22 protein-coding genes and 1 pseudogene are annotated in these 20,177 nt (G+C 48.6%); 9 read left to right on the top strand and 14 right to left on the bottom strand.

Translation table 11 applies throughout. From position 1 onward, the window contains the following. Positions 1-163: 163 nt before the first annotated feature. The 3 genes from NC980_RS13885 to NC980_RS13875 form a co-directional block, all read right to left on the bottom strand. The gene (locus NC980_RS13885) at positions 164-694 is read right to left on the bottom strand and encodes a chemotaxis protein CheW (RefSeq protein WP_190376656.1); all 531 of its coding nucleotides are present in this window, start codon (positions 692-694) and stop codon (positions 164-166) included. A 12-nt stretch (positions 695-706) separates the two neighbouring features. Continuing rightward, entirely contained in the window at positions 707-1,072 is a 366-nt protein-coding gene (locus NC980_RS13880; RefSeq protein ID WP_190376655.1) for a response regulator, read from the bottom strand. Between the two features lie 128 nt (positions 1,073-1,200). Further along, a complete protein-coding gene (locus tag NC980_RS13875; protein ID WP_190376654.1) occupies positions 1,201-2,445 on the bottom strand; it encodes a response regulator in 1,245 nt (414 codons plus the stop codon). A 230-nt stretch (positions 2,446-2,675) separates the two neighbouring features. Here NC980_RS13875 and hmpF point away from each other — a divergent pair, with 230 nt between their 5' ends. Continuing rightward, entirely contained in the window at positions 2,676-4,385 is a 1,710-nt protein-coding gene (gene hmpF / locus NC980_RS13870; RefSeq protein WP_190376653.1) for a pilus motility taxis protein HmpF, read from the top strand. Here hmpF and tilS read toward each other — a convergent pair. From tilS to ccsB, 3 genes are read right to left on the bottom strand one after another with little or no spacing between them, the layout of a single operon-like run. Next, positions 4,382-5,347: a tRNA lysidine(34) synthetase TilS gene (gene tilS, locus NC980_RS13865; RefSeq protein WP_190376652.1), complete on the bottom strand. Its 966-nt coding sequence runs from the start codon at positions 5,345-5,347 to the stop codon at positions 4,382-4,384. The two genes, hmpF and tilS, sit on opposite strands and share 4 nt — an antisense overlap. A 49-nt stretch (positions 5,348-5,396) precedes the next feature. Next, positions 5,397-5,789 carry a KGK domain-containing protein gene (locus tag NC980_RS13860; protein ID WP_190376651.1) on the bottom strand — a complete coding sequence of 131 codons (393 nt, stop codon included), beginning with the start codon at positions 5,787-5,789 and terminating at the stop codon, positions 5,397-5,399. Positions 5,790-5,825: 36 nt separating this feature from the next. Further along, entirely contained in the window at positions 5,826-6,785 is a 960-nt protein-coding gene (ccsB, locus tag NC980_RS13855) for a c-type cytochrome biogenesis protein CcsB (protein ID WP_190376650.1), read from the bottom strand. A gap of 184 nt (positions 6,786-6,969) precedes the next feature. Between ccsB and NC980_RS13850 the strand changes: the two genes are divergently transcribed. The 6 genes and pseudogenes from NC980_RS13850 (at position 6,970) to NC980_RS13825 (ending at position 9,986) form a co-directional block, all read left to right on the top strand. Next, a complete protein-coding gene (locus NC980_RS13850; RefSeq protein WP_190376649.1) occupies positions 6,970-7,989 on the top strand; it encodes an adenosine deaminase in 1,020 nt (339 codons plus the stop codon). A gap of 84 nt (positions 7,990-8,073) precedes the next feature. After that, positions 8,074-8,673 carry a hypothetical protein gene (locus NC980_RS13845; RefSeq protein WP_190376648.1) on the top strand — a complete coding sequence of 200 codons (600 nt, stop codon included), beginning with the start codon at positions 8,074-8,076 and terminating at the stop codon, positions 8,671-8,673. A gap of 193 nt (positions 8,674-8,866) precedes the next feature. After that, positions 8,867-9,082: a hypothetical protein gene (locus NC980_RS13840; protein WP_190376647.1), complete on the top strand. Its 216-nt coding sequence runs from the start codon at positions 8,867-8,869 to the stop codon at positions 9,080-9,082. Positions 9,083-9,098: 16 nt separating this feature from the next. Next, on the top strand, positions 9,099-9,341 hold the full coding sequence (locus NC980_RS13835; RefSeq protein WP_347272600.1) for a type II toxin-antitoxin system RelE/ParE family toxin: 243 nt from the start codon (positions 9,099-9,101) through the stop codon (positions 9,339-9,341). A gap of 3 nt (positions 9,342-9,344) precedes the next feature. After that, positions 9,345-9,461, top strand: a pseudogene (locus tag NC980_RS13830) (adenosine deaminase); the annotation flags it as partial. Between the two features lie 42 nt (positions 9,462-9,503). Beyond that, positions 9,504-9,986, top strand: coding sequence for an AAC(3)-I family aminoglycoside N-acetyltransferase (locus NC980_RS13825; protein WP_277881354.1), 483 nt, complete (start codon positions 9,504-9,506; stop codon positions 9,984-9,986). A gap of 424 nt (positions 9,987-10,410) precedes the next feature. Here NC980_RS13825 and NC980_RS13820 read toward each other — a convergent pair whose 3' ends face one another. Next, the gene (locus NC980_RS13820; RefSeq protein ID WP_190376712.1) at positions 10,411-10,593 is read right to left on the bottom strand and encodes a hypothetical protein; all 183 of its coding nucleotides are present in this window, start codon (positions 10,591-10,593) and stop codon (positions 10,411-10,413) included. Positions 10,594-10,708: 115 nt separating this feature from the next. On the opposite strand from NC980_RS13820, the gene NC980_RS13815 reads away from it, so the two are divergent. Beyond that, on the top strand, positions 10,709-11,302 hold the full coding sequence (locus NC980_RS13815; protein WP_190376645.1) for a YdeI/OmpD-associated family protein: 594 nt from the start codon (positions 10,709-10,711) through the stop codon (positions 11,300-11,302). 9 nt (positions 11,303-11,311) lie between these two features. Here the strand turns inward: NC980_RS13815 and NC980_RS13810 are convergent, their stop codons facing one another. From NC980_RS13810 to NC980_RS13795, 4 genes are all read right to left on the bottom strand, one after another. Continuing rightward, positions 11,312-11,734 carry a hypothetical protein gene (locus tag NC980_RS13810; protein WP_190376644.1) on the bottom strand — a complete coding sequence of 141 codons (423 nt, stop codon included), beginning with the start codon at positions 11,732-11,734 and terminating at the stop codon, positions 11,312-11,314. Between the two features lie 396 nt (positions 11,735-12,130). Further along, positions 12,131-12,508, bottom strand: coding sequence for a DUF5615 family PIN-like protein (locus NC980_RS13805; RefSeq protein ID WP_190376642.1), 378 nt, complete (start codon positions 12,506-12,508; stop codon positions 12,131-12,133). Then, entirely contained in the window at positions 12,505-12,732 is a 228-nt protein-coding gene (locus NC980_RS13800; RefSeq protein ID WP_190376641.1) for a DUF433 domain-containing protein, read from the bottom strand. The genes NC980_RS13805 and NC980_RS13800 overlap by 4 nt, the downstream gene beginning before the upstream one ends. A 133-nt stretch (positions 12,733-12,865) precedes the next feature. Next, a complete protein-coding gene (locus tag NC980_RS13795; RefSeq protein ID WP_190376640.1) occupies positions 12,866-16,171 on the bottom strand; it encodes a HEAT repeat domain-containing protein in 3,306 nt (1,101 codons plus the stop codon). Positions 16,172-16,318: 147 nt separating this feature from the next. On the opposite strand from NC980_RS13795, the gene fabI reads away from it, so the two are divergent. Beyond that, on the top strand, positions 16,319-17,116 hold the full coding sequence (gene fabI, locus NC980_RS13790) for an enoyl-ACP reductase FabI (protein WP_190376639.1): 798 nt from the start codon (positions 16,319-16,321) through the stop codon (positions 17,114-17,116). A gap of 194 nt (positions 17,117-17,310) precedes the next feature. Here fabI and NC980_RS13785 read toward each other — a convergent pair whose 3' ends face one another. The 3 genes from NC980_RS13785 to NC980_RS13775 all read right to left on the bottom strand — a co-directional run bounded on the left by NC980_RS13785 (position 17,311) and on the right by NC980_RS13775 (position 19,735). Then, a complete protein-coding gene (locus NC980_RS13785) occupies positions 17,311-17,877 on the bottom strand; it encodes a hypothetical protein (RefSeq protein ID WP_190376711.1) in 567 nt (188 codons plus the stop codon). 41 nt (positions 17,878-17,918) lie between these two features. Further along, a complete protein-coding gene (coaD, locus tag NC980_RS13780; RefSeq protein ID WP_190376638.1) occupies positions 17,919-18,458 on the bottom strand; it encodes a pantetheine-phosphate adenylyltransferase in 540 nt (179 codons plus the stop codon). Positions 18,459-18,562: 104 nt separating this feature from the next. Beyond that, on the bottom strand, positions 18,563-19,735 hold the full coding sequence (locus NC980_RS13775; RefSeq protein ID WP_190376637.1) for an aldo/keto reductase: 1,173 nt from the start codon (positions 19,733-19,735) through the stop codon (positions 18,563-18,565). Positions 19,736-20,177: the final 442 nt, after the last annotated feature.

The following is a 20,177-nucleotide window of genomic DNA, read 5'->3' as shown; positions in this document are numbered from 1 at the left end:
GCGGCGCAACCAATTAAAACGTTTTTCAAGCGCTCAAGTTTCTGATGTGCAGCATTAAAGTGTATCTCGAGCAGAGAACCTCTCTTGAAAGGAGAATTCCCTAGATTCTTCACAGAATCAACATATTTTTCTAAATTCAGTGTCGATCGGCTTGACACACTCCTCATGCTGCCCACCGTGCTGATCGTAAGATCGAAACTTGATCGAGCAGCCGCAAACATTGCCCCCCTTCTTGAGCGAGAACCCATTCTCCCCGTAGAAAAGGTGCAACAGAGTCAGGAACGGCGGTTGCAGCTTGTACATGGTCAATATCAAGCCACTCCATCCCCAGAATGCGATCGACCGCCAAGCCCAGCATAATATCTTGATCTTCAATCGCGATCACTGAAATTTCTGGGCGATCGGTGTTGAGTGCTGCCGCATCGCCTAAAAACTGCCCCAAATCTGCCACCCAAACCACTCGACCTCGAACATTCAGCGTTCCGAGCAGGAGCGGCGAAACATTGGGAACAGGTGTAATTCGATCCGGTGAGGGAGAAAGCACTTCGCGAATTCCAGTTGCAGGCAAAGCAAATTCAGCCCCCGACGGTGTATAGAAGCGCAAATGCAACTCACCTTCAGGGCTTTCTAGCTCTTGAAATTCGGGCGCTTGATCCTGCCCTCTTCCGGTTAAGAAATCTGGACTTCCTACCATTACCTCTATTTCCTAACTACGCAACAATTGTTTCACCGTACCCACGAGTTCGGTCGGCTGAAAGGGCTTGGCAATATAGGCATCTGCGCCCTGCTTCATGCCCCAATAGCGATCGAACTCTTCTCCTTTTGAGGAACACATCACGACAGGTACTTTTTGAGTCTTTGGATCTGCTTTAAGCCGACGACAGACCTCGTACCCATTCATTCGAGGCATGACGATATCCAACACCACTAAATCGGGACAGTGCTTCTCAATGTGTTCCAAGGCTTCTACGCCATCGGTCGCGATCGTCACGGCGATTCCACTGCCTTTGAGTAGATTCGTAATCATTTCTCGCTGAGTGACGCTATCTTCCACGACTAAAACTGTACTCATAACCCCCTACCTGTGAGCTTGGCTGAACCGATGACGGGAGGGACTAAGCCCCGTTTACCTTGAATCCTTACTAAATAAAGTACCCGCAAATCTTGAAATAATCTGATTTACTGCAAAAACAAGTATTTTTACGAGGGATTTAAACGAAGCTCTGCTTCTAAAGCATCCAAAATTTGCGCGGTTGTTGGAATTGGGTCAGGTTGTCCAATCCCAATATATTTTTCAAGCAGCATCAGAATTTCATGTTCTCCAAACGGTTTGGTTAAATAATCAGTTGCCCCTACCATTCGCGCCCGCACCCGATCGATAAATCCATCTTTGCCGGTCAACATGACGATCGGAGTGTGCCGAAATGCGGTCGATTGTCGCAGCATGGCACAGAGTTCATATCCATCTAGCTCTGGCATTGCAATATCGCACAGAATAAAATCGGGCTTGAGTTGAAACACCAAACTCAAGGCACTCAGTGGATTTTCGATCGTCGTAATTTCGTAACCATTGCGATTTAGCATTAATTCTACTGCCTTCCCAATCGTTGGGCTGTCATCAATGCAGACGACCTTAGGAGCCTTGATCTGCAAAGACAGTTCCGAAGCAGGCTGTGAGGGTGAAACGGCGTGGTCGGCCTGTAGCCAACCGCGCTGAAGATACGGATAGACTGCCCGTGCAACCGTAGAAATATCACGATTCAGATATCGAGCGATTTGGCGAATGGAAGTTTGTCCGTCCAGGTAGCGATCAAGTGCTTGAAACGTGGCTTCGGGAAGTGCGGCTTTAAGTCTTGCTGCCTCTGCAATCAAGAGACATTGATCCGGAGAATGAAGCTGTGGATGGAGCTGTTTCCACTCTTGAATCTGCTTCAACATTTTCATCGCTAGGGGTGCAATTTCCAGCGTTAGCAGTTGAGGGGTCAGTGGATTTCCTAGCTCAAACACAAATGAGCCTTGATGGAGACTGAGCAAATCAAACAGCGTCTCCTGCACCATGCCTCGGAGAATACTGCGCCCTTGAGCGGGTGTGACGAGATGATTTTCTAGTAGTGCCCAAAGACAGCCGTACTCTGGGGTGTTGAAGGTCGCGATCGACGATGCCGGAATTTGGTCGATCGTGGCTTCTAAGCGATACCGATGTAAATAATCGCGTAAGCGGGATAAATCCGACTCTGTTTCCCCGGCATAGACGATCTGACCGTTGAGAAAAAAGACAAACCAGGACGGATAATGATCAACGCTACTGTGCCGAAGGTGACGACGATTGAGCGCACCAGACGATTGCGGCGAGTAAGCCTCAACAAATAATTCACCCGTGCGCTGACCGAGTTCGATCAGTTGCAGAATACTTCTGATATCAATTTCGCTTAACTGTCCTTGCATGAAGGGATGCCATAGGTCGGGGGACGATCGACATTCACAATGCAGCTAAATTGAATCTGCGTGAATTGACTCCACATTGTATCCGCTAATGCTGGGGTGTATCGAATTTTTTAAAGATTCGGTTTTTTGGGGTATCAAGTGATCAAAATTTTTGATCAGATGGGTAGAACGCAGCCAGTTCGGGCACATTAAGCGAAGCATTGAGCATCGATTAGAAGAGGGCTATTAGTGTGCTGTATCTAGCAGAAGTGGTTCAGAAGAAAGGCGGAATCATGGGCGGTGGCAAGTCTGAACTGAAGTTACTGGCTTGTCAGCGAGCAGAGCAAAATTGGAGCGCGATTACCGCAGAGGAGATTATTGCTGCGGATGAAGCGAGTAAGTTTGGCTCTGGGACGCTCTTGCTCGTCGATTTGACTGGCAATAAGCAGGTGCAGCGGGTTCAAGAAGCAGGTCGCCCGATCGCCAACATTCTGCAAACGTTTTCACGGTTGCAAGACAAAATCAAGACTAAAGAAGTCGAAATCGAGCAGTGGAACGAGTCGCTGACGTACCAGAGTCAGGAATTGACCCGCCGGGAAATGGAAATGGAAGCGCGGCAGGAGGAGCTAAAAATCCTGGAGGCTGAATGCCAGCAAATAGAGCAGCAGCGCCAGGAGTTTGAAGCAGAGCGGGAAGAATTGGCGCGCCAACAGCAGGAGCTAGAGCGCAATCGCCAGGAATTAGAGGGGGCATGGGAGCAGTTACATGGACAAAAGCGCCAGTTAGAAGAGCAACAAGCAGAATTATTCGGGGCTTGTGTTTTGGATGAAGCGAAGGCACAGGAACTTTATCAATGGCTCGATCGCTTAGTCGAATCTGAGACATCGCCTGAAGCGATGCAGCAGTGCCATGAGCTACTCAACTATCAGCAAAGTCTCCTAACTCATCACTGGCAGACGCTAGAAGAGCAGCGGCATTCGGCGGAACAGATGCGGCAAGACATTGACCAACAGGCACATCATCTGGCTGAGCAGTGGCAAGCCTGGGAGCAGGCACAAGTGTCTCTTGAACAAGCCAAAATCGAGCTAGGAACCCAGCATTCTCTTTTGCAGAGTCAGCAGGAGTTTGCTGGACTGCTCAGAGCACAGATTGAGTATCAGACTCAGTTGCACCAGCAACTTCAAAACATGGTCGAAGGGGTCGATAGTGACGCACCGATCGTCGATGTACAAGCGCTGGAAACTATGGATCTTGGAGAACTGCGATCGATTGTGCAAGGAATGCAGCGTGAGTTTGATCAGTCCTCGCAATTTGTGCATCATCAGGATGAGGAGCTTCGGCTGAAAGAGGAGGAGATTCAGGCACTCAAAGACAAGATTGCTCAGGTGAATGAGTTCGATCGCATGAGCCTTGAAACGGAGCTAACCGATGAGCAGGATGCTTATGAATTTCTGCACCAAACTTTAGTCGGTCAGCGCCGCAGTTTAAGAGAAAAAGAGGCAATTTTGCGCCAACATAAAGCGGTGTTAGTGCGGCGCGGTGGAGCAGAACCCGATGGAGAACGCGAACTAGATTTTTCGATCGTCTTTTCCCAAATTGAAGCACAACGCCAAAAGCAAGCTGAAAAATTACAGCAAATCGAAGCACAGATTCAAGAGCTTGAGTTAAAAACTCAACAACTTCAGCATCAAATCAATGAGCAATCGGGTAATCAAGATGCCAAGCGCAGCGAATTAAAGCAAATTGAAGCGGCATTGCAAGTCCAAAGAGTGACAGTGGCGGAACTTTCGGGTAAAGCTTCGCTGTACCAAGAGATGCTACAACCGGTTCAAGATTCGATCGCTTCAATGGGGCAGCACCTTGAAGCGATCGCACAGTCCGGCGGACAACATCACGCGATTGAGGAAATGAAAGCAGTGATTGCGAACCTCACTCAGAGTCCACAGTATGCAGTGGCTTAAGAAATCTGACTGAGACAAATGAAGTTGCCACGGACTTGCGCGATCGTCGTTTTGATCAATGGATCGGTGCACGATCGATTTGGCGCACCGATCAGTGCAACCAGTTTTTCAACTTGCTCAAAATTGGGATTGAAGTTGAGTGATCGCGCTAAAAACTGCCGCATCACTCGGCGCTGGAGGGCAATCGGAGCTTGACGTAAAACTTGACGATTTAAACCATCGGGTGAAATTGCTTGTCCGTAGATTTCATGAGCAGCATTCTCTAAATACTCGACTTCTGCGGAGAGAAGTTCGATCGTTTGGGCTAAGTGTTGCTCGGTTTGAGGATTAAAATACGTTTTTAGATAGGGAATAAGTTCCTGTCGAATTCGATTTCGAGCATAAGTCAGATCCGAGTTTGTGCTGTCTTCCCAAATTTGAAGATGACGATCGCGGCAGAAGTCACCGGTTTGAGATCGGGTCAATTCTAATAATGGACGCACTAGCGTTTGAGTTGAGCTGAGCGATCGTGTCCAATGAAGGGATTGCAGCCCGTCGGCTCCGCTGCCGCGAATCAAGTTGAATAAGAGCGTTTCAGCCCGATCGCTTGCTGTATGTCCCGTGACGATTGCGCTTTTGCCTGCGATCGATTGAAGCTGGGTATAACGCCATTCTCTAGCAGCGGCTTCGCTGCTGGGCGCAGAGTCAGCAGTCTTTAGATAAAACGGTAGGTTCCACTGTTTAGCTAGGGTTGCTACATACTCGGCATTAGCTTGGGAATCAGAGCGCCAGCGGTGATCACAATGCGCGATCGCGAGTTGCCAATTCCAGCGCGATCGTAAATCTACAAGCAGTTGAGCAAGGCAGAGTGAATCTTGTCCACCAGAGACGGCAATGACGATCGATTGATTTTTCTGTAAGAGCTGGCGTTGGCGAATTGTGCGATGAATTTGAGCATGGAGCGGTGTCCAAGATTGCGCCATATAGATAGAGAGACGCTAGAGACGCGATTAATCGCGTCTGTACGGAAGATTAGTAATCGTCTTCGGCAGCGTAAATATCGTCAATATTTCGGGGGCGGAGTCGATCTGTAAGCGGTTCAGGCTTGCCCAAAGGCTCAGGCTGCCGAGCAGAAGAGCGCTCCGGTAATCGTTCTTGGGGTCTAAGCGGCGCAAATTCTAACCGGATTCGGACTCTACCTCGTTGCCATCCTGCACCAGAAGTGAGCCGCAGCGCCTCGCACTCTAAGCCTTCATCAAACCAAGCTTCACAATCTTCTGACCAATCGCTTGAGTTATCGCTGACGGCTTGTGCCAGTTCATCTAGAAATTCGCTGACTTTGAAAGTCGGATTGCCCATCAAAACGCGACCGCGATCGACGAACAAGACTTCATCTTCATTCATTGGGGTAAATCCATTATCCATGTCGCTTTTCTATCCTCGCTCGCGTTCTCTTGTGCATTATAAGAACCATCCGTAGCTATGGAGTCCTTTACCGAGCAGATTTACGCCCAAATAGCAAACCCAAACCACGACGAAGCCGACTGCGGCGAGAATTGCAGGTCTCCGACCCTGCCAACCTTTGGTGATCCGGGCATGAAGATAAGCTGCAAACACAAGCCAGGTAATGAACGCCCAGGTTTCTTTTGGATCCCAACTCCAGTACGATCCCCAAGCTTCGTTTGCCCAAACGCCGCCTGCAATAATGCCGATCGTCAATAGCGGAAAGCCTAACCCAATGACGCGGTAGCTGATGTTATCTAAGGTGTCGGCTAAGGTCAAGCGCTGAGGAGAAAGGGTTGTGCGCTCTAAAACGGCAGTTCCGCCAGAGTTCGCATTCATTTCTTCTGAACGGTGCAGTTGGTAGGATTTTTCGCGGTAGCTGCCCGTTCCGATCGAGCTTCCTCGGAGTTCGATATTTTGTCCGCGAGTAATGACGAGAAAGGCGATCGCCAGTAACGATCCCACCATCAGCGTGGCGTAACTCAACATCATGACGCTGACGTGCATCATTAACCAGTTGGATTTCAAAGCCGGAACCAGAGGGGCAGAGGCTTGCATCGTGTCGGGTAGAGTGAGGGCTGCAAATGCCGTAATTGCCATCGCAACCGGAGCCGTAACGACTCCAACCAGCTTACTTTTGCTCATGTTCTCAGCGATCAGGTGCATCGTAGTAATGCCCCAAACCAGGAAAAAGAGCGATTCATAAAGATTGCTCAGGGGAAAATAGCCCGCTTCGATCCAGCGAGCAGCAAGCAGCGTCGCGGTTGAAAGATTGGCGATCGCCATTCCTGCGGTGCCTAAAGCCGATGCGTAAGGAATCTGTGGAAAGGCTGCACCGACCCAGTAAATCAGCATCGTGGCAAATAAAACGGCAAAGGATAAGTTATCTAAAATCCCTTGAAGCGCAACCAAATCCATTTGTGTTTCCCTTCGAGTAAGTGTCGGTCTACTTATTATTGTATAAGCCTGTGGAGCGAGAAGGGTTTTACCGGTAGCTGTACTCAGGGTGTAAAAAATCGATTTTGGTATTACAAAGAGCCTGTCAAGTTGAGAATGACAGGTCAGAATAGGAACAATCATCAGAATTGATACAGAGGTTTCCGTGGCTTTATACGCAGAATTGCATCGTCACTTAGGCGGCTCGGTTGTCCCTCGCATTTTGTGGCGCTATTTAGAACGCAGCGAATCGGAATTAACCGATCGCTTTTCCGCTTATGCTGAATTTGAAGATTTTTACACTCGTCCGCGTAACACGCTCGATGAGTATTTGGAACTGCATACGATCGTCGAAGGTGTGCAAACGGCTGAGGCATTGCCCTATTTCATCTATCGCTTGATGCGGGGCGCGTACATTTTCGAGAATTTGGCGTACTTGGAACTTCGCTATACGCCTTATTTGCGAACGAATCCGAACTTGGATCAGTCGCACCGAATTGAGCAGATGATCGAAATTGCTCAGATTGTCGGTCGTGCCAGTCAGTTGAAAGAATATCCGATCGTCAGCAGTCAAATTCTCTGTATGCACTCGAAATTGCCGTATGAGGTGAATCGAGCGATCGTGGATTTGGCGGCTCAGATGCCGGAATATATTTGCGCGATCGATTTGGCGGGCGGTGATTCGTATTACGGGGAACGGTTGGAGGAGTTTATCGGGCTGTTTGAATATGCGCGATCGCTCAATCTCCATACAACTTGTCACCTGTACGAAACGGAAGGCAATTATCCCGAACTGCTACCGTTTTTGGATCGGATCGGGCATGGCATTCAAATTCCGCTCCGTTACCCACATTTGCTGGGAGAAGTAGCGCAACGAGGTCAGTGCTTAGAAGTCTGTCCGACCACTTACCTGAAAACGGGAACGCTTCAGGAAGTTCGGCAACTGAAACAGGTGTTTGATCAGTGTTTTGATGCAGGCGTGGATATTGCGATCTGTACTGATAACGCGGGTCTGAATGATGTGCGGTTGCCGTTTGAGTATGAAACGCTGCTGACTCAGGATGTGATTGGGTTTGAAGAGTTGGAGGTTTGTCAGGATGCGGCGTTCCGTCATGCGTTTGCGTGGCAATATGCTCAGCGTCCGGCATCGTTGATCGATCGGCTTCTAAAATCTGAGGCAAGTTAGACATTAGACAAGTGGGGAGATGAAAATAATTGCTGTCTATCTCCCCACTCCGAACTAATACAGTGATTAGGTGCGAGTTGACGGATGCCAAAAATTAGCGACTTCTTGTTAGATCCAAATCATCGCCCTGATCTTGCTCAAGCTTACGATCAAGCAATTACTTATGATTCAGATTATCTTGCTTGGTGGGACAATTGCCAATGTGGAAATGCTCTGGCGGAGTTTGCATTATCGCTTGGAATTGAAGAAAAGATTCTAAGTCGGGCGATTTGTTGCTGTGTGCAAACTGTGATGCAATTTATTCCATTGAAATTTCAGCAGCAATCATTACAAGTGTTGGAAACGATTGAGGCATGGAAAAACAATCTTGCATCTCAAGAAGAAGTTCAGACAGAAATTGATACACTTCGTAGTCTAGCCGAGGTCGGCAATATCAATCACTTAGAACGTTGTGCTATTGCAATAATCATAATGAGCAGCAACCGCGATGTAGAGACGACAGTGCGCTTTGTTGCTGATACTTGGGCGATCGCAAAAACAAAGGAAAGCTCAACAAGCGATGAGGATAATGATTCAGCTTGCTATATGAAAGTTTTCAATCAAGTCAATCAAGTTTGTGCGGATATTATTCGTTCTGAAATTCCGATCTCTATCATCACTGATAGATGGTCAAGATATAGTTAATAGAATAATAAGGTGCGATCGCATCCGCTACAATCAAGCTACAGCTTTGAGCCGCGATCGCGATATCTCCATATTTCCCGATTTAACGGGCTTTTTTAAGAACGATCGCGATTTTTGGCGATCGTGAAAGCCCTTCGAGAAGAACGAGAAATCGCCGCATAATGGAAAGAAGCGTTCTCTAGGAAACTTTGATATGCTCGATATTCAAAAGCACTATGTCTGCGATGAGAACCAACGCCCGATCGCCGTACAGATTGCAATCGCGGATTTCGAGCAAATTGAGGAAATCCTAGAAAATTATGGATTGGTTAAACTCATAGAGACTTCAGATGCGCCTGAGCGACTGTCTAAGGAGAAGGCCTTAACATATTATCGATCGCTCAAAGGCAGACAGAATGTAGACAGTTGAATATACTAAGCGGTTTCTGAAGGATCTTGCAGCTTTGCCAACTGACATCCAAGAGCGGGTAGAACCTATTGTCTTCGAGCAATTAGAGTCAGAAAACCCATTTGAACTGGGATACCTGCAAAAACTAAAAGGCTATTCCGACAAATATAAAATTCGGATTGGCGATTATCGCATCGGGCTTACAATCGATAAACAAGCCCAGATCATTGTCTGTGAGCGAATTGCCCATCGAAAAGATATCTACAAAACTTTTCCTTGACACAATTATAAAGAGTTGGAGGTTTGTCAGGATGCGGCGTTTCGTCATGCGTTTGCGTGGCGATATGTTCAGCGTCCGGCATCGTTGATCGATCGATTGTTGAAGTCGGAGGCGAGTTAGGAATTAGAGAAATTCTTTTGTGCTGCAGTTTAGGAGGTGTACTTGTCTTTACAATCCCGTTTCAGCATTCACCAAATCGCGCCCGACGACGTAGCTTTGTTGGAAGCCATGTTGACAATCTTTGGCGAAGCCTTTAATGAAGTGGAGACCTACAGCGGGAATCGACCTAGTGTGACTTATCTCAAGCGTCTGCTCAACAGCGGCTACTTCATTGGGATCGCTGCTGTGCAGGACAGCGAAGTTGTAGGCGGTATCGCAGCCTATGAGCTGATGAAGTTCGAGCAAGAGCGCAGCGAGATCTACATCTATGATTTGGCTGTTGCCGCAATTCATCGTCGTAAGGGTATCGCGACAGCATTGATTCGGGAGCTTAAGCAGATCGCCCAAGACCGAGGAGCATACGTTATTTTCGTGCAGGCAGATATCGATGATGAACCCGCGATCGCGCTGTACACGAAATTGGGCATTCGCGAAGAAGTGCTTCATTTCGACATAGCAGTTGAGGATGGCAATGGCACTGCGTAACAATTGAGATGTAGCGGGTTTTGAATCAGCGTTGCGGGGATAAATTAAGAGATCGCATCCGCTACAATCAAGCTACAGCTTTGAGCCACGGTCGCTATAAATCTCTACGTTTCCCCGATTTGACAAGTGTCTTTAAACACAATCCTGATTTTGCAGCGATCGTGAAAGCTCTTCGAGAAGAACGAGAAATTGATGATTCTCCCGCATACTCGCTGGATGACATCGAATGACATTACGAATTCTAGATACCGACCATGCTTCGCTTTGGAATAGGCGATAGAAAAGAGTGTCTGTCTTCATTCTTTGACGAACAATCGCAATTCTAATAAAGCATGAAAGGAGCGATCGCGATCGCCGCTTGGCTCCCTTTTCTCTAGCGATCGCGGTTTGATGCTGTGGGGAAGCGATCAGAACTCAGCGTCTCTCACTCTTCAACAATTTGCCAGAGTGCATCAATCCCATTTCTGACATATTCTGAATCCTGGTTTTGTTCAATCCATTGCACGAGTTTAGGTTCTATCGATCGATCTACTTTGCCCAACTTGCCTAACGCCTCTGCTGCGCTGGAACGCACACCGTCCTCAGGACCTTTGAGCAGTTCGAGCAGTGCGGTGACAGCCGTATATCATAGTGTGAAAGTATGAATAATCCAGAGCGAAGGATTAAGGAGCCATGATTTATTCTAATGGGGGGCGAAGCTGTCAGAAAACTAAGCTTGAGCAATGTCGAAATTTGAAGATCAATTAGACAGGATTGAAGCGATCGACCGAGCCGCATGGCGCAATTGGCTGCTCCAAAATCATCAAAGTGCGATTGGAGTTTGGTTGATTTACTACAAGGTGAAAAGCGGCAAGCCGAGCGTTTGGTACAGTGAAGCGGTGAAAGAAGCGCTCTGTTTTGGTTGGATTGATAGCAAGACGAAATCGCTAGATAACGATCGCTACATGCAAATCTTTACACCTCGTAAGCCGAAAAGCGTTTGGTCGAAGTTGAACAAGCAATATATTGAAGAACTAATTGCTCAGGGTTTGATGACACCAGCAGGATTGCAGAAGATTGAAGCTGCGAAACAAGATGGATCTTGGACTTCATTAGATGCGATCGAGGCTTTGATGATTCCACCGGATCTGGCTGCAGCTTTGGGGAGAAATGCGATCGCTCAGCAGAACTTTGAGGCGTTTAGCAACTCGACGAAGAAACCGATTCTCTATTGGATTGACAGTGCCAAACGGTTGGAGACGAGACGAACTCGGATTGAGAAGACGGTACAGTGTGCAGTGCAAAATCAATCTCCGCTGACTCGTTCTCCAAAGTAGCAGGATTCGTTATGCGGTGGTGGCTTTCCGACCGTTTCCGTTTGAGGGGATCTTGGGGGCGATCGTCATGAGCATCTCAGCATTATCGGCAGGGAAAGATGGCGTGGGGATGGTGCCTTTGCGGATGGTGCCTCCGGCTTGGCTGTATTCCTTGCTGTTGCTGCCGTACTTGATTTTGACGGCGCTGAGCATTCGTCCGGACAGATTTGCCATGGCACGATCGAGTTCATCGAGTGTTTTGCGAGAAGCATCGAGTTCCGCCACCATCTGATTGTGTTTTTCGAGGGCTGCTCGCAAGGTTTCGATCTGTTCGCTGTAGAAGTCGATCGTTAATCCATAGCCCAAGTCTAAATTGGGGTTGATCGATTTCAGTCCGGCGAGGCGACGCTGTGCTTTGTCGAGTTCGGCAGATCCCCTGGTTTGTAAAGGCATTCAATTGCTCCTGAATTCAACTTGAATCAACTTGCTTCTACGATAGAAATTTCAAAGTTGATTTGGGAGGGGTGGATTTATGGATCTCAATTTGAAGTTCTGGTGAATTGGTGCGAGTATGCCTCTGCAAAAATACTAGGGATTGAGTTGGCTAAGCTTGGTCGATCGAGGGATACGATCGTTACAAAGTCGCTTTGTGTGACTTCAAATTCAGTTTTTGTAAAGTTCAGGAGCGAGTTTGTAAACTCCGGAGGTGAATCTGAAACCTCCAAGAGTGAATTGGAAAACTCCGGGAGCGAGTTTGTAAACTCCGGGAGTGAATTGGAAAACTTCCGATCGCAAAATGAAACCCCAACTTGCGATCGGAAGGGGACGGCGATCGTGGTTGAAAGGGCATTAATCGATCCCACTGATGGGCAAGGAACGAATTCGGATGCGCGATCGCTCAAATACAACCAAACTCCCTTCCGCTAAAGCGTCTCGAACCGCCTCAAGATTCGCCAACAAAATTGCGACTTGCTCAGATGGGCGACGTTCGAGCGATCGTCGAAACAAAATGACAGATGGCTTTCGTTCTTGGCGTTGTGCCAAAAAAGTGCCGAAATCAGTATCCGCAGAAACGATGATTCGCTCCTCGATCGCGGCTCGTTCAAAAATGACAGAATCATCTGCTGCCTGCATTTCATAATCGCGCACATGAACCGCATCGTACCCAGCTTGGCGCAGGCTTTCGGCTAACAAGGGAGAGAGGGCATTATCAATCAAAAACTTCATGCGCTGCGAAGGGGAAGTTCACGTTCTTTCACCGCTTCAGCCGCATATCGTAGGGCTTCTTGAAGATCTTCTAACTCCAAATCTGGATAGGCTTCTAGAATTTCATCCTCTCGCATTCCATCTGCAAACATCCCGACCACAGTTGAAACTGGAATGCGTAAACCTCGAAGGCAAGGAACTCCGCCCATTTGATTCGGGTTGACGGTAATTCTAGTGAATGGCATCCTTGGGTCTCCTGAGACGTATAAAAATTTTACTTGTCTTTCGCAGCTTGATTTCCTCAGAGATCGCGGTTTGATTCTATGCAGGGGCGATCGCAGGGGGAATGAGCGATCGTAAATCGAGACTCGTTAACCCTCATTCTTCAACAATTTGCCAGAGTGCTTCGATTCCATATTCGATATTTTCAGAATCTTGGTTTTGTTCAATCCATTGCGCGATTCTGGGTTCTATCGATTGATCGCATTTACCCAACTTGCCTAACGCCGCTGCTACACTGGAACGCACTGAGCAATCCTCGTCTTTGAGCAGCTTGAGCAGTTCAGTAATTACGGGGTCTGTCGTAGTACCCAACTTGCCTAACGCATCCGCTGCACTCTCGCGCGTCCACGAATCCCTGTCTTTGAGCAGCTTGAGCAGTTCAGTGACCACGGGGTCTGAGTCAACACCCAAGTTGCCTAACGCCGCTGCTGCACTGAAACACACTGAGAAATCCTCATCTTTGAGCAGCTTGAGCAGTTCAGTGACCACGGGGTCTGAGTCAACACCCAAGTTGCCTAACGCCGCTGCTGCACTCTCACGTACCCAGAATCTCTCGTCTTTAAGCAGCTTGAGCAGTTCAGTGACCACGGGGTCTAAGTCAACACCCAACTTGCCTAATGCCGCTGCTACACTGGAACGCACTGAGAAATCCTCGTCTTTGAGCAGCTTGAGCAGTTCAGTAATTACGGGGTCTGAGTCAACACCCAACTTGCCTAATGCCGCTGCTGCCCTGAAACGCACCCAGGATTCTTCGTCTTTGAGCAGCTTGAGCAGTTCAGTAATTACGGGGTCTGTCGTAGTACCCAACTTGCCTAATGCATCCGCTGCACTCTCGCGCGTCCACGAATCCCTGTCTTTGAGCAGCTTGAGCAGTTCAGTAACTACGGGGCCTGTCGTAGTGCCCAACTTGCCTAACGCATCCGCTGCACCAAAACATACTGAGAAATCCTCGTCTTTGAGCAGCTTAAGCAGTTCAGTAATTACGGGGTCTGTCGTAGTGCCCAACTTGCCTAACGCATCCGCTGCCATGAAACGCACCGCGGAATCCTCATCTTTGAGCAGCTTGAGCAGTTCAGTAACTACGGGGCCTGTCGTAGTGCCCAACTTGCCTAATGCCGCTGCTGCATTAGAACGCGCCCAAGATTCTTCATCTTTGAGCAGCTTGAGCAGTCGCGAGAGTGCTTCCTCGCTCTCTCCCAATTCAAATTGATACTGTCGCAGTCGAATCTCTCCAATTTGCTCTGCCTGAGCTTTCAATTTCTCAAGAATATCATTCTCAAATGCACTCTCACTCAAGCGACAAAGCGTCTCAAAAACTCTTTCTTGAATTCTGCTAATTACTTGGGGTGATCGACTGACTTCCAGCGTTACTAACTTATCTAAAATCTCTTCAACTAAAGCCTTATCCACACCTTTCAAATCTTTGGGATCTTCTGCCAAACACTCGCCTGCAAAGAATAAATCTCGATGCAGCCATTGTTCATACTGACTCTGATGCTCCAAAACCGCACGAATCGCCTTTGCAACCTTCTTCGGTTTCTGTTGAGCAATCAGTAACAGCAACACTTCCCGCCAGTGCTGATCGTGCAAGTGCTGTCGAATGTGAGCCAGCACGATCTCAAACTCATCTTCGTTATCTGCTCGATAGTCAATCTCCTGAGCGCAAAGATACTCCTGAAACGTCTTATGCACAAAGGCGTAACAATCCTGTCCATGCTCATTCAGCAATCCAGTCCGCTCCCGCACAAACTTCAAAAACTGTTTTGCCTCGTCTTTTGCCTGGTAGAGTTCAAGCTGTTTCTGTTTCCGAATCTCCTTGCTCAACCACTCCAGCAATTCATCCTTATCAATCAGCGTCCCCCCTTCCGTATCTCCCGTACTCCCCTGTGTATGAATCCAATACGCCAACCCTTCCATCAACCGCCGCAAATCGCTCAAATCCAGGTACTTCAGCACCGTTTTTTCCGTCAATTCCTTATTGCTATCCCAGGACTCAATCAAAGTCTTAACCGCGATGTCATACAACCTAAAGCGTTCTCGTGGCAGTCGCGCCTGATAGCGATGAATCAACGCCACGATCGTTAACAACAACGGATTCCGCGCCAACACCTTAATGCGATCGTGCTGATCCAGCGCCTTCCTCAAACTGTCCTTCTTCCGATCTGCCTCCGCCGGATCTTTAATCCGACTGTCATACCAATGCTGAATAAACTCCTCAACCTTGGCATCATTAAACGCCAACAGGTCATAATTCGGAAACTCCTCCGTTCGGAAAAAGTCCTGCTTATAGCCCGCCGGACGCGAAGACACGATCGCTCGATTCTGGTCATACTGTCCCAAAAAATTCTCAATCCGTTGCACCATGTCATAGCGCTTGCCCTCGTCCGCCACCTCATCCAACCCATCCAACAAAATCAGCGCCCGTCCGCGATCGAGCCAATACTCAAAAAATCCCGTCGGCACACCCTTCACCGTCATCCGCTTCTCAGCAAACCACCGCACAAACTCCAACACGCCCAACTCAGGACGCAACGCCCAATCCCGAATCGGAATCAAAATCGGCAACCAGTCCCCATCCTTCAATCCCAAATCCGTCGCTTCCCCGATCGCCAATTTCACCGCAAAATATCTCAGCAGCGTCGTCTTCCCCGACCCCGGCGCACCCAAAATCACCACTTTGGAACGATTCTGCTGTAACAATTGCTGCGCCAAAAACTTCCGCCCCGTCCGGTCAAAACTCGCTCTCGATCGCTGTTCATACAAAAGCGCTGCCTGCCGACTTCCCACATCATCAAACAATCCCGGCATCTCATCAAACCGAGCGCTGTCGAAGAATCGATCGCGCTTCTGAACATCCGGCATGACAAAGATACTGACCAACTTGTCCGCCTTATCAACCTCTTGCCCTTCAACTGCCATCCCCGCAAACTTCACATCATCAAACCAATTCGCCACCTGTTTCAGATAATTCTCTTGCGCTGCCTGAAACTTGGCAATATAAGCACTCGTTTGCTCAAAATACGATCGTGAAAACGTCTCCAGCCAAGGTTTAAGAATTGTCGAATTCAACTGAATCTTTTGCTCTTGTTCGACTTGCTCAAGCACCTTTACCAAGCAATCGACATCCGGTGTTCCCTTCTCTTCCAAAGGCTTCTTCAACTCATTCAACACCCCTTGATGCTTGAGCGCTTTCTCCAAAAAATTCTGCTTCTGCTTATCATCACACCGTAGAAACAGCATCTTTGCCGGATCGGTTTGCATCTCATGCGTCTGAACAGTAACCTCCAAAGCCCTTAAGAGCGCCTCTTTAAGTTCGGTCTGATTCAGCCGACTCTGAACCTGCTCTATCAACGGCTTCGCAACCAGTGGCGCGACTATCCTCAGAATTGCAATCCAATCCATGCTGAGAACTCCCGACGATCGATGAGTTCAATTATGGCGCGTCTCATTCGTCACCTCAGCCAAACTCCCGATTCTTTCAAGGCATCCCAGAAGTTTCAGGTGATCCCTTTCTGCTATCCTCATAAATGCTTTACACAGTAGAAGACCATGCTAGACCTGACTGGAAAGAACGCACTTGTAACGGGAATTGCCAACAATCGATCGATCGCATGGGGCATTGCTCAACAGTTACACAAAGCAGGCGCAAACATTGGAATTACTTATCTACCCGACGAAAAAGGCAAAGCAGAAAAGAAAGTCGCAGAACTGACCGAATCTTTGCAGCCAAGTTTATTCCTGCCGTTGAATGTACAGGATGAGGCTCAGATCGAATCTGCATTTAACACCGTGCGCGAAAAATGGGGCAAATTAGACATCCTGATTCACTGTCTTGCCTTTGCCAACAGAGAAGATTTATCCGGTGATTTTTCCAACACTTCGCGCAGTGGATTTTCCCTTGCGCTTGATGTCAGTGCTTATTCGCTGATCCAGCTTGCCGGAGCCACAAAACCTCTAATGACCGAAGGCGGTAGCATTGTCACCCTAACTTACTTGGGTGGCGTCAAAGTGATTCCGAACTACAACGTCATGGGAATCGCCAAAGCTGCCCTAGAAATGAATGTGCGTTATCTCGCATCAGAACTCGGTCAGAACAATATTCGCGTGAATGCTATCTCGGCAGGCCCGATTCGCACGTTGGCTTCTTCTGCAGTCGGCGGCATTCTCGACATGATTCACCACGTCGAGGAAGTTGCGCCACTGCGTCGGACTGTGACTCAGATTGAAGTTGGTAACACGGCTGCGTTTCTCTGTAGTGACTTGTCAAGCGGCATCACCGGACAAGTGATTTACGTCGATGCGGGCTACGAAATCATGGGAATGACTGGATCGAAAGCAGCGGAGTAATCAAGCTCTGAATAAATACCCATGCCTCACCAATCCTGTAATTTGGTGAGAAGCATTGCGATCGACCCATCAGCCCAGCCGTTTCTTTCCAAACGGTGCTCGAATACGTCGAAGCCCTTCCCCAAGAGGAGCAAGATGTTTTGTTTGATCTGATTCAGGAGCGGCGGATTAGGTGTGTTAACAAGCTCGATCGCTTACTGCACCTTACGATCGCCCACATTCCCCTTCGGTTTCGGAATCGATGGCGGTTGCGGCTGATTGATCTGCAACTGAGCACGACCATTCCGCACAATTCGCAGCATTTCGCTCATCTGCGCTTCCATATCCCGCAGGACTTTATCGGCGTATTCGTCCGCACCGTTCTGCACATCCTCGCTTTCTTCGATCGCCAATTGCCGCATTTCCTCTAAATCCTGCTGCGCTTGTCTTCGCATCTGTTCGATTTGCGCCAGAGTTTGCTGCTGCACCGCTTCACACTCATGCTGTACCGCACTGCGAATTTGCTGCGCTTCTTGCTCGGCTCGCTGAATAATTCCAGTTTCATTCAACATCAGAGCGGCGCGGCGTTCTGCCTCTTCGACAATCTCTTGAGCGTACTGCTCCGCCTGATCCAAAATCTCATCACGGTGCTGCGCGATCTCCACCGCTTCGTGAAACGCCTCTGGTAAGCTCAACCGCACCAGATCTAACTGATCGAGAAATTGTTCCTCGTCGATTAGCGTCCGACGAGACAGGGGAATCCGGGGGCTATCGAGAAGCATTTCCTCTAGCCGATTCAGTTCTCGTTGAATATCGAGACTGCCTACTCGCTGAACGTCGTGGCGACGATCGCTGGGGTTGGCTCCGTCTGGGGTGATGCTGGGTGGGTCTTGGCGTAACATCGGTAAATATCTTCGGCGACGTGGGTAGGAACCAGGTGATCGATCGATCCGCCAAAGCGGGCGATTTCTTTGACCACACTGCTGCTGAGGAAGCTGTGCTCATTCGAGGTCGCAAGAAATACGGTCTCGATTTGAGTTGATAGCGTCTTATTCGTGTGTGCCATCTGCAACTCCATCTCAAAATCTGAGACAGCGCGTAATCCTCGAATCAGGGCGGTCGCTCCCTGCATCTGAGCGTAGGTCACGGTTAACCCTTCAAAACTATCGACTTCAACGTTAGGAAGGTGGTGAGCCGCGATCTGAATTTGATCGAGGCGCTCTTGAACGCTAAAGAGCGGAGTTTTGTTGGGATTTCGCAGCACGGCAACAATGACGCGATCGAACAATAGCGCACCTCGCCTGATAATGTCGAGATGTCCGTAGGTAATCGGGTCAAAGCTACCGGGGTAGATGGCTATCACGAGAAAAATTCAGTGTCTGTACTGAGGGCAATAAAACGAATCTACTTACTTTACCTCGCCGGAAAAAGTTTGAGCCGTTTAATTTAGAAGAAATTTTTCAATGGTTATTGCTCGGATAATCGCTTGACGGCTTCACCGGCTAGCAGTTGGTGGGTTTCGTGCAGTAATTCTGGGATGCGATCGGCAAAGGGACTGTCAACTAAGCAGGGTCGCAGGGCTGCGATGTCGATTTCATTCACCCGCGCTCCCGGAAACCAGTGACTGCCTTGACCGAGCAAGTTATAGCGCATTTTGGCGTAATCGACCAAATCGTAAGCGATCGCTAAATTCCGTAGCCATAAAATTGTGTGCAGATTCAGCCGTCCGGGGGTTTCGTCAACCGTGGGTAATCCAGTTTGCCAGCGTTTTACCCAATCGGCACCGAGACGATCGATTGCCGATTGCTCTAGTCGTTCAAGAATCGGGGGGAGGAGTTCATCGGCGCGATCGAGCAGGTCTAAGGTTTTCAGGTGTTCATCGAAATCGCTCGGTTTTGCGGCTCCGACGCTGAGGGTGTGGACTTGCGGATGGCTCAGACAGAAGAGATTGTTAAACACGATCGGGGAAAGCGGCGCACAGAGATCCACTAAGCGCTGGGGTGGATTGTAGAGGTTGCCGCCTTTGTTGGAGGGGCTGATGATGAAAACGCCCATATCGTGACGGGTTGCGGCTTCGATCGCGCTCCAGTTTTGCTGATTGATGTAGTACCAGTGCAAATTGACGTAATCGAACTGATCGGTTTCGATCGCCTGGGTAATAATATCGGTCAATCCGTGCGTGGAAAATCCCACCGATCGGACTTTTCCTTGATCTTGTAGCTTTCGCACGACTTCTAGGCAGCGCAGCGCCTGTTCTAGCGTTTCTGCATTGTTAATTCCATGCAGCCCCAAGAGATCGACGTAATCCAGTTTGAGGTATTTGAGCGATCGTTCAAACGTATTGCGAAACGATGACGGATCTGCCATTGGCACGACTTTGGTTTGGCAAATCAGCTTTTCGCGGGGGATTTTTGGCAAAATTTGACCCAACTGCATCTCCGAAGAGCCATAGCCGCGAGCGGTTTCGATGTGATGAATTCCTAACGCAAATGCTCGTCGAATGGTGGCTTCTAAGTTTGCCTGATTGTCTGCTGGAACTTGATCGCGAGGGACATCTTGCCATTTGTATTGATAGCGCATTCCCCCGCATGAAAATACAGGCATCTGAAGTTCAGTGCGTCCAAAACGTCGGTACAACATGAGCGATCGCGTCAAAAGTGAAGGTCAGATTCTATCCTAGCGGGTTGAAAAAGATTCTTTGGTGCTGGGTGGTGGCTGCACTTTGCAAGAAGAGGAGGGCGATAGACTTGCACTTGTCTGCTCTAATCGAAACGGTTGGATAAACTGAGGACGTAATTTTACTTGTCGAGAGATGCGTGATTAAATGAGCAATTTTACGCTTCTAAGATAGTGCTTTATCCATGCGGTTTGTCATTCTCGATCGCTCCCATCTCATTCAGAACAGCGTCACTGCTATCTTTAATCGGAACATTTCCCCTCAAAACAGCAACATTCCTACTTTAAGCAAGACTATTCCCACTTCAAGCAGCAACATTCGTGTTCAGAAGCGAAACATTCCTACTTTGAGCAAGACTGTTCCCCCTTCAAACAGCAACATTTGTGTTCAGAAGCGAAACGTTCC

The sequence above is a fragment of the Leptolyngbya sp. AS-A5 genome, assembly GCF_039962495.1.
Taxonomy (GTDB): Bacteria; Cyanobacteriota; Cyanobacteriia; order Leptolyngbyales; family Leptolyngbyaceae; genus Leptolyngbya.
The sequence above is the reverse complement of the archived record's forward strand: the minus strand, read 5'-3'. Positions and strand labels throughout refer to the sequence as shown.

What these genes read in the sequence shown, in the direction of transcription:
- NC980_RS13840 (WP_190376647.1), top strand. Translation starts at nt 8,867, where the DNA reads ATGCTCGATATTCAAAAGCACTATGTCTGCGATGAGAACCAACGCCCG.
- tilS (WP_190376652.1), bottom strand. Translation starts at nt 5,347, where the DNA reads ATGGCGCAATCTTGGACACCGCTCCATGCTCAAATTCATCGCACAATT.
- NC980_RS13800 (WP_190376641.1), bottom strand. Translation starts at nt 12,732, where the DNA reads ATGCCATTCACTAGAATTACCGTCAACCCGAATCAAATGGGCGGAGTT.
- NC980_RS13775 (WP_190376637.1), bottom strand. Translation starts at nt 19,735, where the DNA reads ATGTTGTACCGACGTTTTGGACGCACTGAACTTCAGATGCCTGTATTT.
- NC980_RS13795 (WP_190376640.1), bottom strand. Translation starts at nt 16,171, where the DNA reads ATGGATTGGATTGCAATTCTGAGGATAGTCGCGCCACTGGTTGCGAAG.
- NC980_RS13880 (WP_190376655.1), bottom strand. Translation starts at nt 1,072, where the DNA reads ATGAGTACAGTTTTAGTCGTGGAAGATAGCGTCACTCAGCGAGAAATG.
- fabI (WP_190376639.1), top strand. Translation starts at nt 16,319, where the DNA reads ATGCTAGACCTGACTGGAAAGAACGCACTTGTAACGGGAATTGCCAAC.
- NC980_RS13845 (WP_190376648.1), top strand. Translation starts at nt 8,074, where the DNA reads ATGCCAAAAATTAGCGACTTCTTGTTAGATCCAAATCATCGCCCTGAT.
- NC980_RS13785 (WP_190376711.1), bottom strand. Translation starts at nt 17,877, where the DNA reads ATGCTTCTCGATAGCCCCCGGATTCCCCTGTCTCGTCGGACGCTAATC.
- NC980_RS13885 (WP_190376656.1), bottom strand. Translation starts at nt 694, where the DNA reads ATGGTAGGAAGTCCAGATTTCTTAACCGGAAGAGGGCAGGATCAAGCG.
- NC980_RS13860 (WP_190376651.1), bottom strand. Translation starts at nt 5,789, where the DNA reads ATGGATAATGGATTTACCCCAATGAATGAAGATGAAGTCTTGTTCGTC.
- NC980_RS13815 (WP_190376645.1), top strand. Translation starts at nt 10,709, where the DNA reads ATGTCGAAATTTGAAGATCAATTAGACAGGATTGAAGCGATCGACCGA.
- ccsB (WP_190376650.1), bottom strand. Translation starts at nt 6,785, where the DNA reads ATGGATTTGGTTGCGCTTCAAGGGATTTTAGATAACTTATCCTTTGCC.
- NC980_RS13805 (WP_190376642.1), bottom strand. Translation starts at nt 12,508, where the DNA reads ATGAAGTTTTTGATTGATAATGCCCTCTCTCCCTTGTTAGCCGAAAGC.
- NC980_RS13875 (WP_190376654.1), bottom strand. Translation starts at nt 2,445, where the DNA reads ATGCAAGGACAGTTAAGCGAAATTGATATCAGAAGTATTCTGCAACTG.
- NC980_RS13810 (WP_190376644.1), bottom strand. Translation starts at nt 11,734, where the DNA reads ATGCCTTTACAAACCAGGGGATCTGCCGAACTCGACAAAGCACAGCGT.